A 21,437-nucleotide genomic window follows, 5' to 3' on the forward strand; every position below is an offset into this window, starting at 1 on the left:
GCCTAGACCCGTCCTTCCGTCAGGATCGCGAACGCCATCGGCTGGGAGAGGTCCCGCACGCTCGTGACGAGCGTGGCGATCCGCAGCTCGCCGGAGGCGAACACCAGCCAGCCGGCCCGGTCGGTCGGCACCACCACCAGCGGCGCCCGGTGCGACAGGCCCGCCTTGCGCAGGCACTCGATCGCCGCCCACACCCGCGTCGCGGCGGCGTCGAGCGACTCCCCGCCGTCGGTGGCGCAGAGCCGGGCGAGGTCCGCGTGCGCGCCGAGCAGGCCCGCCCAGACCGACTCGTCCCGGTCGCGTACGGCCTCCACGTCGCAGGCGACCGTCGCGCTCCCGACCACGCACAGGGCCAGGTCCTCCGCGTGCGCCGCGGAGAGCGAGCGCCCGTCGGCCAGTTCGGGGCGCCCGTCGGGCCGGTACGCGACCTCGACGGGGTGGCCCGCCGCCCGGCCGGCGGCGACCGCGGTGCGGGCGCGCCTCCTGCGGACCTCGTCCGACGTGCCCTGTCCGGCGGACTCGCCGCGCCGGACCGGACCCGCCGGGCCGGGCTCCACCGCGACCGCGACGTCGCCGCCGACCAGGTCACCGACGGTGCGCTCCAGGTACGGCCCGAGCAGCGACGCGACCCAGGGGCCCTTCCCGTCGGTCTTGCGCACCGCCCGCAGCCGCAGGCCCTCCCAGCGCTCCACGACCTCGCCGTCGGCGGCGCGCAGCGCGATGTCGTAGACGTAGGTGTCGCCGTCGCGGCTGCGCTCCACGGCGCAGTAGCGCAGCTCCTCCGCCTCCGTCAGCCGCGGGCCCGCCGGATGCAGCCGCTCGATCCCCGCCGGCAGCAGCGTCGCGTCGGGGACGCAGACCTGGTTGCCGTGCATGAGCGCGTCGCGCACCCCCGGGTCGCCGAGGAGCAGTGTGGCCGGCAGGTAGTCGGCGAACCACCTCGTCGCCGGCTCGGTCACCACGTCGACGTCGACGTGTCGGGCCGCCGCCCGGTGGTAGCGGCGCAGCCGCTGGAAGCGTCCGCCCTGGAAGAGGATCCCGTCGTACAGGTCGGCGGCGGGGTCCAGCGGCACCGCCGGCAGGCCGGCGGGCACCTGCTCCGGGGGACCCGAGGCCGGCCGCGCGTCGGTGAAGCGCAGCCGGGCCTGGAAGTGCGCGGCCCGGAAGTCCGTCTCGGCGCTGTAGATGACCGCGTCCACGATCCCGTCGTCGACCACGAGGGTGGCGATGCGGACGGTGGTGCTGCCGTCCGGCGGCACCACGATCGGTCGCAGGAACTCCGCCTGCTCGATGACCGGAGTCTCCGCCCGGCCCGTCACCGCGGCCGCGACCTGGGCCATCGCCTCCATGCCGAACACCGCCGGGAAGAGCAGGTTGCCGTCCAGCCGGTGGTGCTCCAGGTAGAGGTCGGCGGCCGGCTTCAGCTCCGCCTCGGTGACCAGCTCGACGCCGTGGTAGCGCACGAGCGGGCGCTCCACGAACCGCAGCAGCGGCAGCTCGGGGAGGTCCGGCCGGACGGTGTCGATGCCCTCGGTGCGTCCGCTGACCACCACCACCGACGGGGCGTGCGGGTCGGCGACCAGGCGCCGGAGCATCGCCACGCCCTGGTCGGGCGTGACCGGGGTGATCCCGTCGCGGGTCAACGCCTCGACCACCGAGAGCCGCTCGCCCATGCCGACGCCGGACCAGACCGACCACTCGAGGCAGAGGCTGCGACAGGTCGGGTGGCGGCGGCCGAAGTCGACGGTCTGCTCGGCCAGCCAGTCGTTGGCCGTCGCGTAGTGCGCCTCGCCGCGCAGGCCGGCCCGGCCGATGATGCTGCCGAACGTCACCAGCAGGCGCAGCCGCTCGGGGTCGAGCGCGTCGAGCACCGCCCGCAGCCCGTCGACCTTCGGTGCGAAGGTGCGGCGGAAGGCGTCCATGGTCAGGCCGGTCAGCGCCGCCGGCTCGTTGCGGCCCGCCCCGTGCAGCACCGCGGTAACCGGGCCCAGCTCGGCGACGATCCCGTCGACCGCCCGGCGTACCTGCGCCGCGTCGGCCACGTCGGCCCGGGCGTACCGCACCCGGACGCCCGCGTCCGCCATCCGCCGCAGGTTCGCGGAGAGCTCCTCGTCCTCGGCGGGATCGGAGCGGCCGAGCACGGCGAGGGCGGCGCCGCTGTCCATGGCCATCGCCAGCGCGCACTCCGCGGTGATGCCCTTGCCGCCGCCGCTGACCAGCAGCAGGTCCTCCGCGCCCAGCGGCTGCCGGACCTCGGTGGCGCGCACCGGCAGCCCGCGCAGGGTGGGCACCTGTCGCCGCCCGGCCGCGTCGTAGTGGACCTCGGCGAAGCCGTCGGTGGCGGCGACGTCGCCGACCACCCGCGCGACGGCGTCCGGCCCGAACGGCGTGTGCACGATCGTGATCCGCAGGTGCGGCGCCTCCAGCCGCAGGGTCTTGGCCAGCCCGGCCGCTCCCGGACCCTGCTGCACCAGCACGTACCGGGTGCCGGGGGCGGCGGCGGTCGCCGCCTGCGCACCGCGCAGGGCCAGCTCCAGGTCGGCCTCCGCGCACCGCTCCGGCAGGCACACCAGCGTCCCCCCGCCGACACCGGCGCCGCTCAGCGCCGCGCGCAGCGGCTCGGCGAGCGGGTGGCCCGGGGTGGCGAAGAGTTCCCACGGGCCGTCGGCCTCGGGGCCCTTGGCTGCCGGGGACGGCACCTCGTCGAGCTCCACCGCCCAGGCCCGGCACCAGTCGGCGACGCCGTGCACGAAGGTCGGACCGGACGTCTCACCGGCGCGGCCGGTGCGCGCGAGCTGCTCCAGCGCCTCGGCCAGCTCGCCGACGGTGGCCGTCGCGAAGTTGGTCGGGGTCTGCGCCGGCGGGATGCCCAGCCGCTGCGCGGCCTGGTTGACCAGCTGGCCGACCGTGATGGAGCTCAGATGCAGGTCGTCGAGGAGCTGGCTGCCGTCGTGCACCATCTCCAGCGGCAGCTCGGCCCGTTCGGCGGCCAGCCGGCGCAGCAGTTGCAGGCCGGACTCGCCGGTCGGCTGCTCCGGCTCCGACTGCTGCGGGGCGGCCGTCGGCCGGCCCGCCGAGCGGTCGGTCGCGGCTCCGGCACCCCTGGACAGGCTGACGACCGGGGCGGACTCGCAGGGGCTGGCGAAGAAGCGGAACTGCTGTCCCACCTCCAGGGGCCGCACCAGCCGGTCGTGGAAGAGGGTGCCCTCGACGCCGCCGGCGCCGACGACGTACGCCGCGGCCGCCACCCGCAGCAGACCCGCGAGCGACTCGTCGTCGGTGTTGAGCGCCACCGCCGGCACCTCGCTGGTGCTCGACGCCAGGCCGGAGAGCACCTGGCCCGGGCCGACCTCGACGAACAGGTCGACCTCCTTGGCGGCCAGGGCGACGGCCTGGCCGAAGAGCACCGGGTCGGTGATCTGACGGTGCAGCAGGGCGGCGACGTCGGTGTCCTGGGCGAGCGTCTCGCCGGTGACGGTGGAGACGACCCGCCGGGCGACCGGAGCGAACGACTCCCCCGCTATCGCGTCGCGGAAGGCGTCCGCGGCCGGCTCGACCAGCGGGGAGTGGAACGCGTGGGACACCGACAACCGGGTGGAGCGCAGGCCCGCGGCGCCGGCCCGCTCGCAGGCCTCCTCCACCGCGGCCACGGACCCGGCGACCACTGTCTGCTCCGGCCCGTTGTAGGCGGCGATCACCACGGCCAGGCCGGCGATCAGACCGGCCACCCGCTCGGGCGGTGCGCTGATGTTGGCCATCGTGCCGGAGGCGCTGTGCTCGGCCATCGTCCGGCCGCGTACGCCCGCCACCCGCAGCAGGGCGTCGTCGTCGAGCACGCCGGCCCAGTGCAGCGCGGCGATCTCGCCGAGGCTGTGCCCGACCGCGACGGTCGCCTCCAGGTTCAGCAGCGACAGTGCCCGCAGGCCGGCCAGCGCCCCGGTGACGATCCGGGGCTGGGCCACCGCCGTGGCGACCATGTCGCCGCTGCTCGGCAGCGCCGCGCGCTGGTACACCTCCTCCACGTCGGCGAAGCGGCGGCGCAGCGCGCCGCCCGAGGTGCCCCGGCCGGATCCCTGCCCCGGGAAGAGGTAGCCGATGCGGCCCGGGCCGCTGACGTGTCCCAGGAAGCAGCGGCCGTCGGCGGAGAAGAGCCGCGCCTCGCCGGCGTCGAGGGTGTCGCAGATCCGGGCGAGCTGCCGCTCGGCGTCCTCGGGCGAGGAGACCACCACCGCCGCCCGGTAGGGCAGGTCGCGCAGCTCCCGGTGCAGGGTCGCGGCGAGGTCACCGAGCTGGGCGTACGACACCGTCGCCACGAACTCGGCCAGGTGCCGCAGCCGCTCGCGCAGTTCCTGCGCGTTGGCGCCGTCGACCAGGAGCAGCTCGGCGTCCTGCATGGACGCCGCGACGTTGCGGAACCGGCTGTCGAGGCGGGACGATCGGCGGGGCCGCTCGTTCTCCAGCACGATGTGCGTGTTGATGCCGCCGAATCCCATCGCCGTGATACCGGCGCGCACCGGCAGGTCGCGCGGCCACGGCTCGGCCTTGCGCAGGGCCCGCAGCGCGGAGTGCTCGGCGGTGAGGATCTCGTGCGGGTCGACGCAGCCGATGGTGGGGGGCAGCACCTCGTGGTGCACGGCCATCGCGGCCTTGATCAGGCCCGCCACGCCGGCCGCCGCCTTGGTGTGCCCGATCATGCCCTTGATCGAGCTGATCGCGGCCTGCGGGGAGTCGGGGTCGGCGGCGCGCCGGGCCTGCGACAGCGCCTCGAGCTCCGTCGCGTCGCCCACCGCCGTACCGGTGCCGTGCCCCTCGAACAGGCCGACCGTCTCGATGCCGAACCCGGCGCGGTCGTACGCCCGGCGCAGCGCGAGCCGGTAGCCACCGACCTCCGGCCGGGTGATGCCGCCCTTGCCGTCGGAGGAGATGCCCCAGCCGGCGATGGTGGCGTAGATGCGGTGCCCCGCCTGGCGCGCCTCCGACTCGCGCATCAGGACGACCATGCCGCAGCCCTCGCCGGGCCAGAACCCGTTGGAGCCGCGGTCGTAGACCCGCATCTCGCCGCGCGCCAGCGCGCCGGTCTTGGCGAAGCCGATGATCTCGAAGGGGTCAATGGAGAGGTCCACGCCGCCGGCGACGGCCACGTCCACCTCGCCGTCCGTGAGCGCCTTGCAGGCGGTGGCGACGGAGAGCAGGGACGACGAACAGGCACCGTCGACCGTGTAGCCACCGCCCTTGAAGTCGAAGTGGTTGCAGATGCGCCCCGCGATGGTGTTGGACAGGCCGCCGGCCAGGGTGTCCTCGTCGACCTCCGGGAAGGGCTCCTTGAACGTCGCCTCGAAGTCGTCGAGGAAGCCGGTGAGCTGGTCGTCGTCCCACTCCTGCTCCTTGAGCGCGGCGGCGACCATGCGTCGGACGTACGGCCAGCGCAGTCGCAGCTGGTTGGCGCGGGAGAACTCCCCGGTCAGCGTGTTGCCGACGACCACGCCGGTGCGCTCGCGGGGCAGTCCCTCGCCCATCGGGAAGCCGGCGTCGGCCAGCGCCATGGCCGCCATGTCGAGGGCCAGCCAGTGGGTCAGGTCGGTGGAGCGGAAGGTGCTGCCGGCGACCTTGTAGGCGATCCGGTCGAACTCGTACCCCTCGATGACCGCCGCGTTGCGCGCGTAGAAACGGTCGGGCGTGGCGGGGTCGGGGTCGAAGTAGTCGTCCAGCCGCATCCGCTCCTCGGGCAGCCGGCGGAAGGCGCGACGCCCGGCGAGGGCGTTCTCCCACAGTTCCCGTGGTGAGGTGGCATCCGGGTAGCGGCACGCCATCCCTACGACAGCGATCCTGGTCACGAGGTCTCTCCTTCGTTGCACGTATCGGTGGACCGCCGGGGTGGGAGGTGGTCCGGACCCGGGGGCGCCACGCTCAGCACCACGCCTCGAACTCCGCGGCGATGGCCCGCCGCCACCGCTCGAAGGCGGGGACGTCCCCGTCCCCCTCGGCGGGCAGCGTGACGTCGGTGACCTTCGCCGCCTCGGCGGGGGTCACGCCGCAGAACACCTGGGTGGCGATCTCGTTGTGCGGGACGACCAGTCCCGCGCGGACCCGGGCTCCCGCCGCGAAGGCGCTGCCCTGGGCGAGGTCGATGCGGTGGTCGCCGGCGCGCTCGCGGAAGCGGCGCAGTTCCGCCTCCGTGACCCCTCCGGCGTAGGTGGCGGCGAGGCCGGCGCCGGCGTACAGGTCGGCGCGCCGGTGTGCCGGGAACGCGGCGATGAGGTCGCTGACCACGTCCGCGTCGGTGCCGCCGACGAACCACATGGCGCGGCCCACGCCCTGGTCGATGACGCGGGCGGCGTACCCGCGGGGGCCGTCGGCTGGCCAGGGGAAGTTCTCGTGCCGGTACTGCCCGCGCACGTACCGGTCGGTGTGGAAGTACGCCTGGTGGAAGCCGTAGCCGTCGAGCACCAGCCAGCGCAGCAGCGGATCCGGGGCGTGCAGCTGGCCCCAGCGGATCCGGGGCACCCGGGCCATCGCCCAGCCGACGCCGACGTAGATCATGTAGACGTGCGCGTCGCCCCGGCCGGAGAGCAGGCTCCGTACGTGCCTCGGGCGGCCCGGGCGCAGCGCGTCGCGGACCGCGAAGCCCATCCCGGCGCCCTCGTAGGCGAAGCCGCGAAACCGCGTCGGCAGGGTCTCCAGGCGACGCTCCGCCGCCTCGGTCGTCGCCGCCTCGGCGGCGAATCCGTAACCGGCGAGGAATGAGGCGCCGACATTTTCGAGCATCTCCTTCGATTCGTCGTCCTTCACGTGGAAGCCGCGCACGTCGAGTTTCGTCTCGGAGATATTTGGCGTCAGAATCTTGCGCCGCAGGTCGCGGAGGCTCTGCATCGCACGCTCCCCAAAAAAGTTGGATTCGACGTCCGCCGAGGACGGACATCTGTTTCGATAATGACAAACACGAAGAGGGCGATGTTCTTCGCTCTTGCGCATCGACGACAACTGTCCGAAACATTCGCGAACCATGGCGACAGGGGGAAACCGCGCCGCGCACGGACGCCGGGCGTCCGGGGCCGGTCGTCGCGATCAGTGGTCGCGGCCGATGTCGGCCGGCGCGAAGTGGGCGCGGACGTTGCGCCGCCACACCTCGTACGCGGGCAGCCGTCCGGCCGCCTCGGCGCGGACCGCCACCTCGTCGGCGAGCAGCGCCACGGCGGCCACGGAGCGTCCGCCGAGCGCCTGCATGGCGGCCTCGCTGTGCTCCGGCACGTGACCCGCGTGGCTGCGGGCCTTCGCCGCGAAGACCGCGCCCTGGGCCAGGTCCGGCGCGCACGCGCCGGCGTCCTCGCGCAGCGCGACGAGCGCCTCCGCGTCGGCGCCGCCGGCGAAGGTGGCCGCCAGCCCGACGCCGCTCCACAGGTCCCCGTGCCGCTCGGTCGCGAACGCGCGCACCGCCGCGGTCACGTCGGCGGTACGGGCGCCGTGGATAAACCACAGGGCCCGGCCGAGTCCCTGGTCGGCGGCCCGGAGGAAGTAGTCCTGGTGGCCCTGCCACGGGTACGCCGGCAGCCGCTGCTGGCGGGTCACCCACCGGTCCAGGTCGAAGTAGGCGCGGTCGAACCCGTAGCCGTCCACGGCCAGCCACGACATCGTCGGGTGGTAGGGCGAGCCGGTGAGGTCCGGGACGACCTGCCGCCAGAAGCGGCGTGGCAGGCGGGCCATGGCGAACCCGATCCCGATGTAGGCGAGGAAGAGGTGCGGCGCGCCCGGTCCCCGCAGCAGGTCACGGGTGCGGGTACCCTGCCGGGGCCCCATCACGTCGAGGATCGTGCAGGCCATCGTGGCGCCCTCGTAGGCGAAGCCGAGCAGCTCCGGGTCGACGAGCGCCAGCCGGCGCTCCAGCTCCCAGGGGTCGCGGGTGTCGATGCCCCACTCGAACCCGCAGACCACCGACTGCGGGACCGCCTCCAACCGCCGGGTGACCTCGGTGGCGGGGCCGGGAAAGCCGCGGCGCTCGAAGGTCACGTCCGCCAGCGTCGGCGCCATCAGCAGTCGGCGCACGGAACCCAGTACCGTCGACATGTGGCAGCTCCCCTAGTCGGTACGACGACGCCGGCCCCGGCCGGCGGGAGACTTCATCGTCACCTCGCGCCGGCCGGGGCCGCCTCTTCTGCTGTGCCCTCATCCGCCGTCGCCACCGGAGCGCCGTGGGTGGACGGGCGGCTCGGCCGGGCCCGCCCCGGTGCCGGGCCTACCGCCGCTGCGGGCGGAGGAACAGCAGCATCAGGGCCACCGTCACGAGGCCCACGTCCAGCAGGAGCAGCACGCCGTTGATGCCGTCGAGCTGGACGTGGTGGTGGGCCGGGGCGGCCGCGTCCCCGCCCGGGACCGCGCCGGGACGGGCCGGCCCGGCGCCGAGCGCCACGGTGAAGCCGGCCAGTCCGGAGATCTCCCGGCCGTCGGGCAGCAGGGCCTGGTAGTCGACCCGGTAGGTGCCCGGCCCCGCGTCGCGTACCGGCACGGACAACCGGCCGTCGCGCACGACCGGCCTCCGGGTGGAGACGAGCGCGCCGGTCGGGCCGGTGACGGCCATCCGCAGGTCCTCGGCCGACTCGGCGCCGCCGAGCCGGAGCGACACCTCGGCGGGCGCGGCGCCGAGGACGGACCCGTCGCCGGGGGTCAGCACCAGCTGGCGGTTCGTGGCCGGGCTGCCGAAGGCCAGCAGGATCAGGACCGCCAGCAGGACGCCGGCCGCCACGACGATCGCCGCCCGCCGCGTCCCACCGGCCGGCGTGGGCGGCGCGGGCGGGCGCCCGGCGTCCATCGTGTCCACGGTGGTCACGACGCCTGCGCGGCGGCCTCGGGCTGGCGGCAGCTGCACGACATCAGCCGCGTCTCCGCCGACGACGGCCGCAGGTGCAGGTACATCGCGATAACCATCGGCACGAAGACGACCGTGTTGTAGAACAGGTGCAGTTCGACCCGGGGGATCACGACCTGAAGCAGGCTGGTGGGCACGGGGCTGTCGAACAGGTGCCGGCCGGTCTGCGCCTGCAACAGCAGCAGCAGGTGCTCGATGTGGTGCCAGAACTGGATCGCCAGGGTGGCGGTCCACCAGCCGCGGCTGCGCCCCACGAAGCCGGTGCGCAGCATCCAGAACCCGGCCAGCATCACGACGGCGTAGCCGTAGTGCAGCCACTCCGAGCTGACCAGCCAGGGGAACGGCATGCCCAGCACTCCCCGGGCCTCCGGGCGCGGCCAGCCCAGTCCCCAGATCTGGTAGGCCTGCACCAGGTGCTCCGCCCAGTGCGCCAGCACGATCAGCATGAAGAGGTTCAGGGCCACCCGGTGGTGCGCGCCGTTGAGTGTCGCCCAACGCCCGGACGCTCCGGGCAGGGTCGTCTGGTAGCTGGTCACGTTGCCTCCTTGAAGGGCTCGCGGGCGCGGCCGTCGGCCGCGCCCCTCACCCAGCGTGTCGAGACGGACACGCCGATACGCCTTCCAGCGTGCGCAGTTCGGTCGGGAATCCGTCAGAGCGGCCCGGTGGCGTCGGCGGGGGCGTACCAGGAGCCGATCCGGCGCGCCGCCGCGAAACTGGCCCAGGCGACCGCGTCGACCAGCGCCGCGTCGGCGCGCCGGTGGCGGCGGAACTCGGCCACCACCTCCTCGTCCACCTGGTAGGAGGCGAACGCGCTCAGCAGCGCCAGCCGTCCCACGGCCCGGTCGGCCTCGGGCAGCCTCGCGACCAGCCGCTCGCACCACTGCCGGCTCAGGCCGGTCTCCTCCCCGCGCCAGCCGTCGAGTCGCTCCTCGACCAGCTCCCGCACCGACGCCGGCACGGCCCGCTCGCCGGCGGCGTCGAACGCCGCGTACGCCCGGGCCATGGCCGCGCCAAGGTGCCGGCTGCCCGCCGCCCACCCGGCCTCCGGCGGCAGCGGTGCCGGAGGCAGCAGCTCCACCGACCGGCCGGGCTCGCGGGCCTCGCGCAGCGTCCCCTGCAACACCCAGCCGAGCCCGCGCTTGAGCCGACGCCGCGCCCGCGGCGCCAGCCCCGGCGGAAGCAGGAAGTTGGAGAGGAAGACGTTGACCATCCGGGCGACGTAGTGGAAGCCGACCACCACGCCGACCAGTTCCGGCCGGTCCGCCTCGGGAAACGGCAGGACGGCTCCCGAGGCCGGCGGCTGGTGGGCCGTGCGCCCCCACTCCGCCGCCTCCCGGATCCGCCGGTCGCCGACCTCGGCGATCCGGTCGGCCACGATCGCCTCCGCGTCGTCCTCCGAGGAGAGCTCGTAGAGGCCCACGCTGTGCATGTCCACGCAGTACGGGCAGATGTTCGCCACCGACACGGCGGCGGCGACGGCCTCCTTCGTCGCCCGGTCCACGTTCTCCGTCGGCAGCAGCGGCTCGCGCATGAACATCCAGTACGCGGCGAGCACCTCCGGCGACGGCGAGTGCAGCAGCGCCGGTGGTACCACCAGTCGCATCTCCTGCGCGACCTGGGCGTAGACGGCCTGCACCAGCCCCCGCGCGGCCTCGGGTGACACCGGCGAGACGTAGCTGACCTGGCGTTGGACCACCGACGAGGCGACCCTGCGAGCGATCATCATCTGCCTCCTGCTCCGCGCCGCCCGCCGGGCCGTCACGACGACGGCTCCGGTGACCGCGGCAATGCCAGTATTGGGAAACGGAGGGCGTAGGCAACGTGGTCGGCGCCGGTTGAGCAACCTCCGAGAAGGAGGCGCCGACGAGGCCCGCACATGATGGGCCACGACCCAGTCCTCCACGGTGGGAGTCGCGATGCTGGTCCTGGTAACCGGTGGCACCGGATTCATCGGCTCCCACTCGACGGCGGCCGTCCTGGCCGCCGGGCACCGGGTCCGGATGCTCGTCCGCGACCCGGCACGGGCCCGGGGGGTGATCACCGCACTCGGCGCGGACCTCGGGCGGGTCGAGCTGGTCACCGGCGACGTCACCGATCCCGCCGACGTGGCCCGGGCCGCCGACGGCTGCGCCGCCGCGCTGCACGCCGCCGGGGTCTACAGCTTCGACTCCCGGGACCGGGCCCGGATGCGCGCGGTCAACCTGCGCGGCACCGAGGTGGTACTGGACGCGGCGCTGGCGGCGGGGCTGGACCCGGTCGTCCACGTCTCCACGTTCGGCGCGCTGCTGCCGGCCACCGGGTCCCCGCTGACCGTCGACTCGCCCATCGGCGCGCCCCAGGAGACGTACCTGCGCAGCAAGGCCGCGGCCGAGCACGTCGCCCGGCGGCACCAGGACGACGGGGCGCCGGTCGTCATCACCTACCCGCTGGCCTCGCTCGGCCCCGACGATCCGCACCTGGGCGACCAGGCCCGGCGGGTACGCGACGTGCTGCGCGGGCTGATGCCCCTCTGGCCCAGCGGCGGCTTCCCCGTCGGCGACGTCCGGGACGTCGCGCGGCTGCACGCGGCGGTGCTCGAACCGGGGCGCGGTCCACGCCGGTTCCCGGCCCCCGGCCGGTACGTGACGACCCGGCAGTTCGTCGACGCGCTGCGCCGGGTCACCGGGCGCGCCCTGCCCAGCGTGCACCTGCCGGCCCGGGCGCTGCTGCCGGTGGGTCACCTGGTCAGCGCCGTGCAGCGGCTCACGCCCGTGCACCTGCCGGCCGCGCACGGCGCCATCTACCTGTGCGCCGAGGCGTGCCCGATGGACGGCACGCCCGCCGAGGAGCTGCTCGGCTCGGCGGGGCGGCCGCTCGACGAGACGATGGCGGACACGGTGCGGTGGCTGCACCGGACCGGGCGGGTGAGCCGCCGGCAGGCCGGGCTCGCCGCGTCCTGCGGCGCCGCGGCGCGGGCCGCCCGGCCGGACTGACCGACCCCCCCTGCCGCCCGCGTCCCTCAGCCCTCCGCTCGGACCGTCGGGCGTCGCCGCGCGTCCCGAACCGCGGCGGCCGGCACCGCGTGGAAATTGCCCTACGCGCCAGTGGCAGCAATTTCCCGGAATTCGTACGCGCGCCGCGCCGATTGCCTCAGCAAACCAGGAGATGCGTTGCGGGCGCATTATTCGACACGATAACGCAGGGCTTCGCGCACCATCCACGGCGGGCATTCGACGCCCGCGAGACCACCATTGTCATTCCTTGCTTCCGTCGCGCTTGTCGGCGGTGGACAGGGCTGCCCGCAATACGGCACCGGGACCGGGCACCGACGCGCCCGCCCGCACGAAGGAGGTAGCCGCCGTGCAACCGGATACACCCGAGGCGCAGCAGACACGCGTGCTGACACTGGAAGCGTTCGCCGACACCATCATCCCCGGCGTGAAGCGGTCGGCCGACGACCGGGCGATCGCCGGGGTGTCGACCGACGGCGGCGCCGTCGAGTCCGGGGCCGTGGCCCTGATGGAGGACCCGGCGGGCGGGTTCGCGATGATGCTGGGCCCGCTCAGTGAGTCCCTGAACGGCCACGCCGCCGGGTACGCCGAGGAGAACGGGTTGACCCTCGACCCGACGGTCCCGCCCTTCGTCGCGCTCGCGTTCGACCACCGCACCGCCCTGCTGAGCCGCCTGCTCGCCCCGGAGCACCCGGAGAAGGAGATGTGGGTGGGCCTGGCCCTGTTCAGCAACATGGCCTACGACAGCGCCGCCCACATGACCACCGTCGACGCGCTCGCCGCCGGGCACCCGGGGCTGCTGGCCATCGGCATCACCCGCCCCGACGCGGACGGCCTGTGGCGCTTCCCCGAGTACTCGTACGGACGTCCGCTGTCGCGACTGCACCCGCAGACCACCCCCACAGGGAGCCCGGCATGACCAGTAGCGCCAGCACCGACGTCGTGGTGATCGGCAGCGGCTTCGGCGGCGCCATCCCGGCGTACCACCTCGCCGCGGGCGGGGCACGGGTCGTGGTCCTCGAACGCGGGCCGTGGCTGTCCAGCGAGGAGTTCGACCACGACTTCAAGCTCGGCTCCTCGTACACCCGGATCTTCGACTTCACCGTCGGCGACGGGATGAGCGTGCTGGGCGGCAACTGCGTCGGCGGCGGCAGCGTCGTGTACTTCGCCACCATGCCGCGCGCGCCGAGGTTCGTCTTCGACCGGCAGGGCAGCATCGGCCGCCGGATGTGGCCGGCCGCCATCACCCGCGACACGCTCGACCCCTGGTACGACCGGGTCTGCGAGGCGCTGCCGGTGACGATGCAGAGCTGGGACAAGGTGCCGTACGCCGGCGGCCTGTTCGCGGCGGCCTGCGCGCACGCCGGGCGCACCGCCAACCCGGTGCCCTCCGCGGTCGACGTGGACAGGTGCACGAACTGCAACTGGATGATGGCCGGGTGCCGCTTCGACGCGAAGCGCTCCCTGCTGCTCAACTACCTGCCGGCCGCCCTGGCGCACGGCGCCGAGATCCGGCCCCTGCACGAGGTGCAGCACCTCTCGCGCACCGAGGACGGCGGCTACCGGGTGCACTACCGCATCGTCGACGCGGAGGACTACCGGATCCTGCACGACAGCGGGACGATCGACGCCAAGATCGTCATCGTGGCGGCCGGGGCCGGGGCCACCCCGGTGATCCTGCAACGCTCGGAGCCCACCCTGGGCGAGATGCCGCCGGCCGTGGGCCGGTACTTCTCGGGCAACGGCGAGCGGCTCAACACGGCCGTCTTCGACGAGGACCGGGTCCGCGAGGTGCTCGGCCTCAGCCGCCCCGGCGGGCAGGCCTACGCCGCCAACCAGATCGGCCGGGGACCGACGGTGGCGACCTGGGACCGGCTCGACGGCAGCCTGCCGGAGTACGAGCGGTACTCGCTGGAGCAGCTCTTCTTCCCGCTCGGGCTGGGCACGATCCTCGCCCAGGTGCCGGACGCGGACGGCCCGAGCTGGTTCGGGCTGTCCAAGAAGGAGATGCTGCGCCGCTGGCAGTCCTGGCTGACCATCTTCACGATGTCGGAGGACGACAACGAGGGGGTCTTCGGGCCGCCGCCGGCGACCGGCAACGCCGACCGCATCTCCCAGCAGATGCTCGGCCGGGGCCCGTTGAGCTACCGGCCCACCGCGAACACGCTGCGGGGCTGGGCCGCCGCCGACGCCGACGCCCGCGACATCCTGGAACGCGACGGCCTGGCCCGGGTCATGCCGTGGACCAACGAGGTGGTCGGGGCGTACACGGTGCACCCGCTCTCGTCCTGCCGCATCGGCGACGACCCGGCGACGTCGGCCCTCGACGACCGGCACGAGCTGCGGCGACACCCCGGCGTCTTCGTCACCGACGGTTCGGCGGTGCCCGGCGCGCTGACCGTCAACCCCGCCCTCACCATCGCCGCGCTCGCGGAGCGGGCCGTGCCCGGCATCGTCCGGGCGGCGCAGGAACGCGGCGTGCGGGTCAGCTACCACGGCTCGTTGCCCGACGGGTCCGTCACCACCGCCGTGCCCCAGGTGGTGCCGGGTTAGGACCTCCGTGGGCCGGGGCGCCGGCGGCGCCCCGGCCCCGCGCCGCGGACCAGGAAGGATTTCGATGGGCAGGCGCCTGGCTCGGGCGACGAGCCGCACCATGCTGACCCACGTCCGACACGTGACCCCGGTCGCCCCCGCGGCGGCCGAGGGGGCCGTCGCGCGGGTCTACGGGCAGCTGGCCGAGGACTTCGGGGTCCTCGCGCCGCCGGTACTGCTGCACTCCCCCGCCCCCGCCGTGCTGCGCGCCTGCTGGTCGATGCTGCGCGAGTCGATGCTCGCCGAGGGGCTGGTCGACCGCGCGGCCAAGGAGGTCGTCGCCGCCGCCGTCTCCGAGGGCAACAGGTGCCCGTACTGCGTGGAGGTGCACGGCGCCACCGTGGCCGGGCTGCTGGGCCGGCGGGACGGCGACGGCGACGGCGACGCGCTCCACGACCCCGGCCTGCGGGCCCTCGCCGAGTGGGCCCGGCACAGCGGGGCCCGCGGCGGCGCCCGACGCCGACCGCCGTTCCCCGCCGCGCACGCGCCGGAGCTCATCGGCGTGGCGGTCGCCTTCCACTACCTCAACCGGATGGTGAGCGTGTTCCTCCAGGATTCGGTGCTGCCGCCGGCCCCGGCCGGCATCCGCGCCGGCGCCCGGCGGGTGGCCGCCCGGGTCATGGCTGCCCTGGCCCGCCCCGGTCGGCCGCCCGGCCGCTCGCTGGAGCTGCTGCCGCCCGCGCCGCCGGAGGCGGACCTGGCCTGGGCCGCCGGGCAGCCGCACGTCGCCGCCGCCTTCGCCCGGGCCGGCCACGCGGTCCGCGTCGCCGGGGAGGCCGCCCTGCCGGAACGCGCCCGCGAGCGGGTCCTGGCGTGCCTGGCCGATCCGCCCCCGCCCGAACCGGCCGGCGGGCGGTGGTTCGACGCCGCCGTCGCCGAACTGCCGCCGCCCGAGCGGCCCCTCGCCAGGCTGGCGCTGCTGACCGCGCTGGCGCCGTACCGGGTCGTCGACGCCGACGTCGCCGCCTGCCGGGCCGTCGGCGTCGACGACGCCACGCTGGTCTCGGCCACGGCCTGGGCGAGCCTGGCGGCCGCCCGGCGCATCGGCGCGAGCCTGCACGAGGATCGGACGTCGCATGCCGGCGAGGCGTGACCCGCGGCGGGGCGTCGAGGGGACGACGCCGCCGCGAGCCGTGAACCCGTGGGCGGCCCTGCTGGTGCTGTGCCTCGGCAACTTCCTCATCCTGCTGGACACGAGCATCGTCAACACCGCGGTGCCGGACATGATGCGGTCGCTGGACACCGGCATCGACAGCATGCTCTGGGTGCTCAACGGCTACCTGCTGGCCCTGGCGTCCCTGCTGATCGTCGCGGGACGCCTCGGCGACCTGTTCGGCCCGCGTACCGTCTTCATGGCCGGCATGGCGGTCTTCGCGGTGGCCTCGGTACTCTGCGGGGCGGCCCAGACCCCGGGGCAGCTCGTCGCCGCGCGGGTGGTGCAGGGGGTGGGCGCGGCCGCGCTGCTGCCGCAGGCGCTGGTCCTCATCTCCGGCATCTTCCCGGCCGCGCGGCGCGGCGCCGCCTTCGGGATCTTCACCGCCGTCGCGGGCGTGGCGGCCGTCAGCGGCCCCACCCTCGGCGGGCTCGTGATCACCCGGCTCGGCTGGGAGTGGATCTTCTATCTGAACGTGCCGCTGAGCGCCGCGGGCGTCGCCCTGGCCTGGTGGCTCGTGCCGGACCTGCGGTCCCCCCGGCCGCGCCGCGTCGACCTGGTCGGGGTGCTGCTGGCCACGGCCGCGCTGGTGGGCCTCATGTACGCCCTCATCGAGGGCGAACGGCACGACTGGGGCGCGGTGTACGGGCCGGTGGGCATCCCGGTGATCCTGGCCGCCTCGGCGCTCTGCGCCGCGGTCTTCGTGCTCCGGGAGCGCCGGCAGGGCGAACCGCTCGTACCGCCCGGGCTGTTCCGCCTGCCCAACTACGCCCCGGCCACCATGGTCACGCTCGTCGCCTCCTTCGGGCTCTACGGCTTCCTGCTGCTCTTCGTGATCGAGACACAGGCGCTGCTCGGCATGAGCCCGCTGGAGTCGGGCCTCGCCGCGCTGCCCTGGACGCTGGTGCTCAGCGCGGTCGCGCCGGTGGCCGGACGGCTCACCGACCGGATCGGCGGCCGGCGCCTACTCACTGGCGGGCTCGCCGTGTACGCGCTCGGCGTCCTGGGCATGGCGCTGCTGGTCACCCCGCGCTCCACGGCCGGCACCTTCGTCGTACCGCTGATCGCCGTCGGCATCGGCATGGGGGCGACCATCGCGCCGACCACCACGGAGGCGATGCGCCACGTCCCGGCCGACCTGGCCGGCGCCGCGGCCGGCGTGCTCAACACGGCCCGCCAGGTCGGCGGCGCCCTCGGTGCGGCCGTCGTCGGGGCCGTACTGCAACACCGGCTGGCCGACACCCTGCCGGAGGCCGCCGGCGAGCGGGCGGCCCAGCTGCCCCCGGAGTCCCGCGCGGCGTTCCTGGGCGGCTTCGGCGACGCCGGGGAGGGCGTGCGGCTCGGCGCCGGCCAGGCCGGCGGGTTCGACGTCCCGCCCGGCACGCCGCCGCAGCTCGCGCAGCGGTACCGGGACCTGGCCGAGGGGGCGTTCGCCGACGCGTTCCTGCCCGCCGTCCGGCCGGCGCTGGCCGTGGTGGTGGGGGTGCTGCTGCTCGGCAGCCTGTTCGCGCTCCTCCTGCGCGCCCGCCCGGGTGGGGACGACGCCGGGGACGGCGACGGCGTCGCCGGGGAGCCGGCCGGCGGCCCGCCGGTGCCGGCCGGCGGGCCGGGCCGCCACCGGCCGGGGCGCTCCGCACAGTGGGAGAAGACTCCCACCGGGCCACCCGCCGATGATTGAGGCGGCCGGCGCCGACCCGATCCGCCGGCTCCCCCATCAACCGCCCGGCGCGCGGCGCGCCGGGCGGCGTGCGCCCCGATCCGGTCACGACGACAGGCAGCCCGGCAACCACGTCCGGGGCACCGTCGTAGGGCCGGGTCGGGTGGCACCGCAGCGAGAGGATGAGCGCGTGGCAGAGCAGGACGTGTTCGTCGCCCTGGAGGCCGAGGGCGACGAGGTCGACCGCATGGTCGCCGGGCTGGACGACGCCGGCTGGTGGACGGCCACCCCGGCCGAGGGATGGACGGTCGCGCACCAGATCGCCCACCTGACCGCGACCTTCCGGATGGCCGGAACGGCCGCCGCCGATCCCGAGGGCTTCCGCGCCCTGATGTCGCGGTTGAGCGACGACTTCGACGCGAACGTGAACGGGGCGATGGCGCCGTACCTGGCCCTGCCCCCGGCGGCGCTGCTGGAGCGGTGGCGGGACGAGCGGGCCACCGCCGAGAAGGCGCTCGCCGCCGTGCCGGCCGGGCAGGTGGTGCCCTGGCTCGTCCGGCCGCTGCCGGCGACGGTGCTCGCCGCGGCGGGGATGATGGAGCTGTTCGGCCACGGCCAGGACATCGCCGACGCGCTCGGCGTACGCCGCGACCGCACCGACCGGCTTCGCCACCTGGTCGAGTTCGCCGTCCGCACGTGGGACTTCGGCTACCTGGCCCGGGGGTTGGAGACGCCCGCAACCAGCCCGCGCTTCGTCATCACGGCCCCGTCCGGGGCGGTCTGGCACCTCGGCCCGGAGGACGCCGACCAGGTCGTCACCGGTCCCGCCGCCGACTTCTGCCTGCTGGTGACCCGGCGCCGGCACCGCGACGACCTGTCGCTGACGGCCGTGGGCGCCGAGGCCGACCACTGGCTGGACATCGCCCAGGCGTACCGGGGGCCGGCCGGTCCGGGGCGGGCGCCGGGGCAGTTCCACGCCTCCTGAACGTCCCCGTGCGCCCCGGCCGTACCGCGTCGGGGCGCACGGGTCCGTCCGGGGCCGGGCCGCGCTCCGGTCCGGCGCCTCCCGGTGCCCGGGGGCGCCGGGAGCCGGGCGTCACCGCCGGATCAGCACCTCCGGCAGGGGCTTGCGCACCAGGTCGGGCACCGTCGCCTCCGGTGCCGGGTAACCGACCGGCATGACCAGGTACGGGCGCTCCTCCGGCGGGCGGTCGCAGACCTCGTTGAGGAAGCGCATCGGGCTCGGCGTGTGCGTCAGGGTGGCCAGGCCCGCGTGGTGCAGGGCGGTGATCAGCACGCCGACGGCGATGCCCACCGATTCCTTGACGTAGTAGGGCTTCGGGCTCCGGGGGCCCTGGTGCACCTCGAAGACCACGATCACGACCGGCGCCACCTCCAGGAACGGCTTGTGCCAGTCCGTACCGATGGGGGCGATCGCCTCCAGCCACTCCTGCGACGCCCGGCGGGCGTAGAACTCGCGTTCCTCGGCCTCGGCGGCCTCCCGCAGGCGACGCTTGCGCTCGGCGTCCGTGACCACGACGAACCGCCACGGTTGCAGGTTGGCGCCGCTGGGCGCCGTCGCGGCCGCCCGGACCGCCTCCTCGATCACCTCCATCGGCACCGGCCGGGACGAGAACTGCCGGATGGAGCGCCTGGCGGCCATCCGGTCGGCGAAGGTGCGGGCCAGCCGCACCATGTCCCCCGCCGTCGGCGAACCGGACCTGTCACCGGTCATTGCATCCATGAAACGCCTCCCACACGATCGACCGGACCAGCATCGCCCAGGACCGTGCCGTCCGTTTACGGAAATGTGCGGACCTGTGCGGGCGGCCCTCGCGGCCCGACACCGCCGCCCGGTGAACCGGCTCAGCTCAGTCCTGTCGGGACGGTCCCGGCCGGGCCGGCACCGCGACCGGCCGGTGCTCCCCGGCGGCTCCGGGCGCCCCGGCCGTGGCGAGAAGGCGCGCGACCAGCGCCGCCAGCAGGGCGGTCCGCTCCGGCATCCGGGCGACGTCGACGTACTCGCCGCGCGCGTGCGGGAGGCCGCCCACCCCGCCCAGGCCGTCCAGGGTCGGCACGCCGAGGGCCCCGGTGAAGTTGGCGTCGGAGGCGCCCGGCGCGGAGGCGCCGCGTACCTGCGGCAGGCCGAGTTCCGCCGCCACCGACTGGGCGATCCGCAGCAGCGGCGTGGAGACGTCGGCGGACAACGGGTACCGGTTGATCCCGCCGCCGACCACCAGCCGCGCGTCCGGCAGCCGGGGTGCCAGCTTCCGGATGAGCCGGTCCACCCGGTGCAGCTCCTCCCGGCTCCACGCCCGCACGTCTACGCAGAGGACGGCGGACTCCGGCACCACGTTCGTCATCGTGCCGGCGGAGAGGGCCGTCGGGGTCACGCTCGTCTCGCCCGCGGCGAGGGCCTGCACCGCGAGGACCTGGTGGGCGAGTTCGACCCCCGCGTTGACGCCGCGGTGCGGCTCGACGCCGGCGTGCGCCGCGCGGCCCCGCACCGTGATCCGGTAGACGGATCCGCCCTTGCGCGCGACCTTCAGGTCGCCGCCCTCGGTGCTGGGCTCGCCGACGAGAACCGCCCCGGAGCGCCGCGCCTGCTCCTCGATCAGCGGTCGGGAGGCGGTCGAGCCGGTCTCCTCGTCGCAGGTGAGGAGCAGCCCCACCCGGGAGGTGTCCGGCAGCAGCTCCAGGGCGGCGAGCATCTGCACGATCCCGGCCTTCATGTCGCAGACGCCGGGGCCCGTCGCGGTGCTGCCGGTGATCGAGAAGGGCCAGTGCCCGATGGTGCCCGCCGGCCACACCGTGTCGTAGTGCCCGAGCAGCAGCACCCGCTGGTCGGCGGCGGGCCAGAGCAGGTGCGGAAGCCCGTCGAGGAGCACGCGGCGCGCCGGGCGGCCCAGCGCCGCGTTGCCCCACGCCTCCAGCAGGTCGGCGCAGGCGGCCAGCTCCGACGCCGCCCCCGGCGGCGACTCGCAGGTCACCAGCCGGCGCAGCCGCGCCGTGAGCACCGCCGACCGGGCCTGCGCCGCACCCCGAAAGACATCGACATTCACCATCATCTGATGGTGGCACCGGCGCCGCCGCGACCCCAGGCGCGAGGCCCGACACCGCACGGACGCGGTGCCCCCGGCGCCCGACACGGCACGCTGGAAGGCGGGCCGCCGCGAACCGGGCCCGCCCGGACGTACGACCGCGCGCCGCAAGGGATGCGGCGCGCGGTGACGGGCGGGAGCGGGGTCGGTCAGTGGCTGCCCTCGAGCTGCGTGCGCAGCTTGCCGAGGGCGCGGGCGAGCAGCCGGGAGACGTGCATCTGCGACACGCCGACCTGGGTGGCGATCTCGCTCTGGGTGAGGTTGCCGTAGAAGCGCAGGGTCAGGATCTTCTGCTCCCGCTCGTCGAGCGTGGCCAGCGCCGGCCCGAGGGCGACCCGCAGCTCGGCCAGCTCGAACTCGCCGTCCTCGGCGCCCAGGGTGTCGCCCAGCTCGTTGGCGCTCTCGCCGTCGCCGATCGGGGTGGACAGCGAGACGGCGTTGTAGGCGCGGGCGCCTTCGAGCCCCTCCAGGACCTCTTCCTCGGTGATGCCGAGGTGCACGGCGATGTCGGCGACGGTGGGGGCCCGGTTGAGCGTGTGGGTCAGGGCGCCGTTGGCCTCGGAGATCCGCAGCCGCAGCTCCTGCAGGCGGCGCGGCACCCGGATGTTCCAGGTGCGGTCGCGGAAGTGGCGCTTGATCTCACCGAGGATCGTCGGGATGGCGAAGCCGGCGAAGTCGACGCCCCGGGAGGCGTCGAAGCGGTCGACGGCCTTGATCAGGCCGAGGGCCGCCGTCTGGGCCAGGTCCCCGTTGGGCTCACCGCGCCCGCTGTAGCGGAAGGCGAGGTGACGGGCCAGCGGCAGCCACGCCTCGATCACCCGCTCGCGCAGCGCCGGCCGGTCGGGGTGCCCCTCCGGCAGGGCCGCGAGGGCGGCGGTCAGCTCGCTCGCGCGGGCCTCGTCGCCGGAGACCGTGGTGCCGGCGCCGGTGGGCGCGGTGGTCGTGGTGGTCATGCTGCACTTCCCGTCGCACAGGTGCGGCGACACCCGGAACCGTCGCCGCTGTGGCCACCACCCTAGACCAACGGCCGCCGTCATATCAACCGAAAGGCCGATGGATAAAGGTGACGAAATCCCCCACAGCG

Annotated in this window: 15 protein-coding genes; 6 read left to right on the forward strand and 9 right to left on the reverse strand. The window is 75.1% G+C overall.

The features are described 5' to 3' along the window. Positions 1 to 2: 2 nt before the first annotated feature. The 6 genes from V6V16_RS19690 to V6V16_RS19715 form a co-directional block, all read right to left on the reverse strand. Positions 3 to 5,834: a type I polyketide synthase gene (locus tag V6V16_RS19690; protein ID WP_334564095.1), complete on the reverse strand. Its 5,832-nt coding sequence runs from the start codon at positions 5,832 to 5,834 to the stop codon at positions 3 to 5. Positions 5,835 to 5,907: 73 nt separating this feature from the next. Further along, positions 5,908 to 6,870, reverse strand: coding sequence for a DUF1702 family protein (locus tag V6V16_RS19695; protein ID WP_334564096.1), 963 nt, complete (start codon positions 6,868 to 6,870; stop codon positions 5,908 to 5,910). 195 nt (positions 6,871 to 7,065) lie between these two features. Next, on the reverse strand, positions 7,066 to 8,061 hold the full coding sequence (locus tag V6V16_RS19700) for a DUF1702 family protein (RefSeq protein ID WP_334564098.1): 996 nt from the start codon (positions 8,059 to 8,061) through the stop codon (positions 7,066 to 7,068). Between the two features lie 169 nt (positions 8,062 to 8,230). Continuing rightward, complete coding sequence (locus V6V16_RS19705; RefSeq protein WP_334564100.1) at positions 8,231 to 8,821, reverse strand: copper resistance CopC family protein; 591 nt, start codon at positions 8,819 to 8,821, stop codon at positions 8,231 to 8,233. Continuing rightward, positions 8,818 to 9,396: a hypothetical protein gene (locus tag V6V16_RS19710; protein WP_442934110.1), complete on the reverse strand. Its 579-nt coding sequence runs from the start codon at positions 9,394 to 9,396 to the stop codon at positions 8,818 to 8,820. Before V6V16_RS19710 ends, V6V16_RS19705 begins: the two co-directional genes overlap by 4 nt. A 113-nt stretch (positions 9,397 to 9,509) precedes the next feature. Continuing rightward, complete coding sequence (locus tag V6V16_RS19715; protein WP_334564101.1) at positions 9,510 to 10,583, reverse strand: carboxymuconolactone decarboxylase family protein; 1,074 nt, start codon at positions 10,581 to 10,583, stop codon at positions 9,510 to 9,512. A 193-nt stretch (positions 10,584 to 10,776) separates the two neighbouring features. Between V6V16_RS19715 and V6V16_RS19720 the strand changes: the two genes are divergently transcribed. From V6V16_RS19720 to V6V16_RS19745, 6 genes are all read left to right on the forward strand, one after another. Beyond that, a complete protein-coding gene (locus V6V16_RS19720) occupies positions 10,777 to 11,832 on the forward strand; it encodes an SDR family NAD(P)-dependent oxidoreductase (RefSeq protein WP_334564102.1) in 1,056 nt (351 codons plus the stop codon). A gap of 406 nt (positions 11,833 to 12,238) precedes the next feature. Next, a complete protein-coding gene (locus V6V16_RS19725; protein ID WP_442934111.1) occupies positions 12,239 to 12,769 on the forward strand; it encodes a DUF5987 family protein in 531 nt (176 codons plus the stop codon). Continuing rightward, positions 12,766 to 14,403: a GMC family oxidoreductase gene (locus V6V16_RS19730; protein ID WP_334564105.1), complete on the forward strand. Its 1,638-nt coding sequence runs from the start codon at positions 12,766 to 12,768 to the stop codon at positions 14,401 to 14,403. The genes V6V16_RS19725 and V6V16_RS19730 overlap by 4 nt, the downstream gene beginning before the upstream one ends. 100 nt (positions 14,404 to 14,503) lie before the next feature. Continuing rightward, on the forward strand, positions 14,504 to 15,535 hold the full coding sequence (locus tag V6V16_RS19735; RefSeq protein WP_334564136.1) for a hypothetical protein: 1,032 nt from the start codon (positions 14,504 to 14,506) through the stop codon (positions 15,533 to 15,535). Then, entirely contained in the window at positions 15,519 to 17,273 is a 1,755-nt protein-coding gene (locus V6V16_RS19740) for a DHA2 family efflux MFS transporter permease subunit (RefSeq protein WP_334564106.1), read from the forward strand. Before V6V16_RS19735 ends, V6V16_RS19740 begins: the two co-directional genes overlap by 17 nt. A gap of 169 nt (positions 17,274 to 17,442) precedes the next feature. After that, a complete protein-coding gene (locus V6V16_RS19745; RefSeq protein WP_334564108.1) occupies positions 17,443 to 18,237 on the forward strand; it encodes a TIGR03084 family metal-binding protein in 795 nt (264 codons plus the stop codon). A gap of 111 nt (positions 18,238 to 18,348) precedes the next feature. Here V6V16_RS19745 and V6V16_RS19750 read toward each other — a convergent pair whose 3' ends face one another. From V6V16_RS19750 to V6V16_RS19760, 3 genes are all read right to left on the reverse strand, one after another. Next, positions 18,349 to 18,987, reverse strand: a complete 639-nt coding sequence (locus tag V6V16_RS19750) for a nitroreductase family protein (protein WP_334564109.1) — start codon at positions 18,985 to 18,987, stop codon at positions 18,349 to 18,351. 136 nt (positions 18,988 to 19,123) lie between these two features. Then, complete coding sequence (locus V6V16_RS19755; RefSeq protein WP_334564112.1) at positions 19,124 to 20,317, reverse strand: M20/M25/M40 family metallo-hydrolase; 1,194 nt, start codon at positions 20,315 to 20,317, stop codon at positions 19,124 to 19,126. 185 nt (positions 20,318 to 20,502) lie between these two features. Continuing rightward, complete coding sequence (locus V6V16_RS19760) at positions 20,503 to 21,306, reverse strand: SigB/SigF/SigG family RNA polymerase sigma factor (protein WP_334564114.1); 804 nt, start codon at positions 21,304 to 21,306, stop codon at positions 20,503 to 20,505. Positions 21,307 to 21,437: the final 131 nt, after the last annotated feature.

The sequence above is a fragment of the Micromonospora sp. CPCC 205561 genome (assembly GCF_036906775.1).
Lineage (GTDB): Bacteria > Actinomycetota > Actinomycetes > Mycobacteriales > Micromonosporaceae > Micromonospora.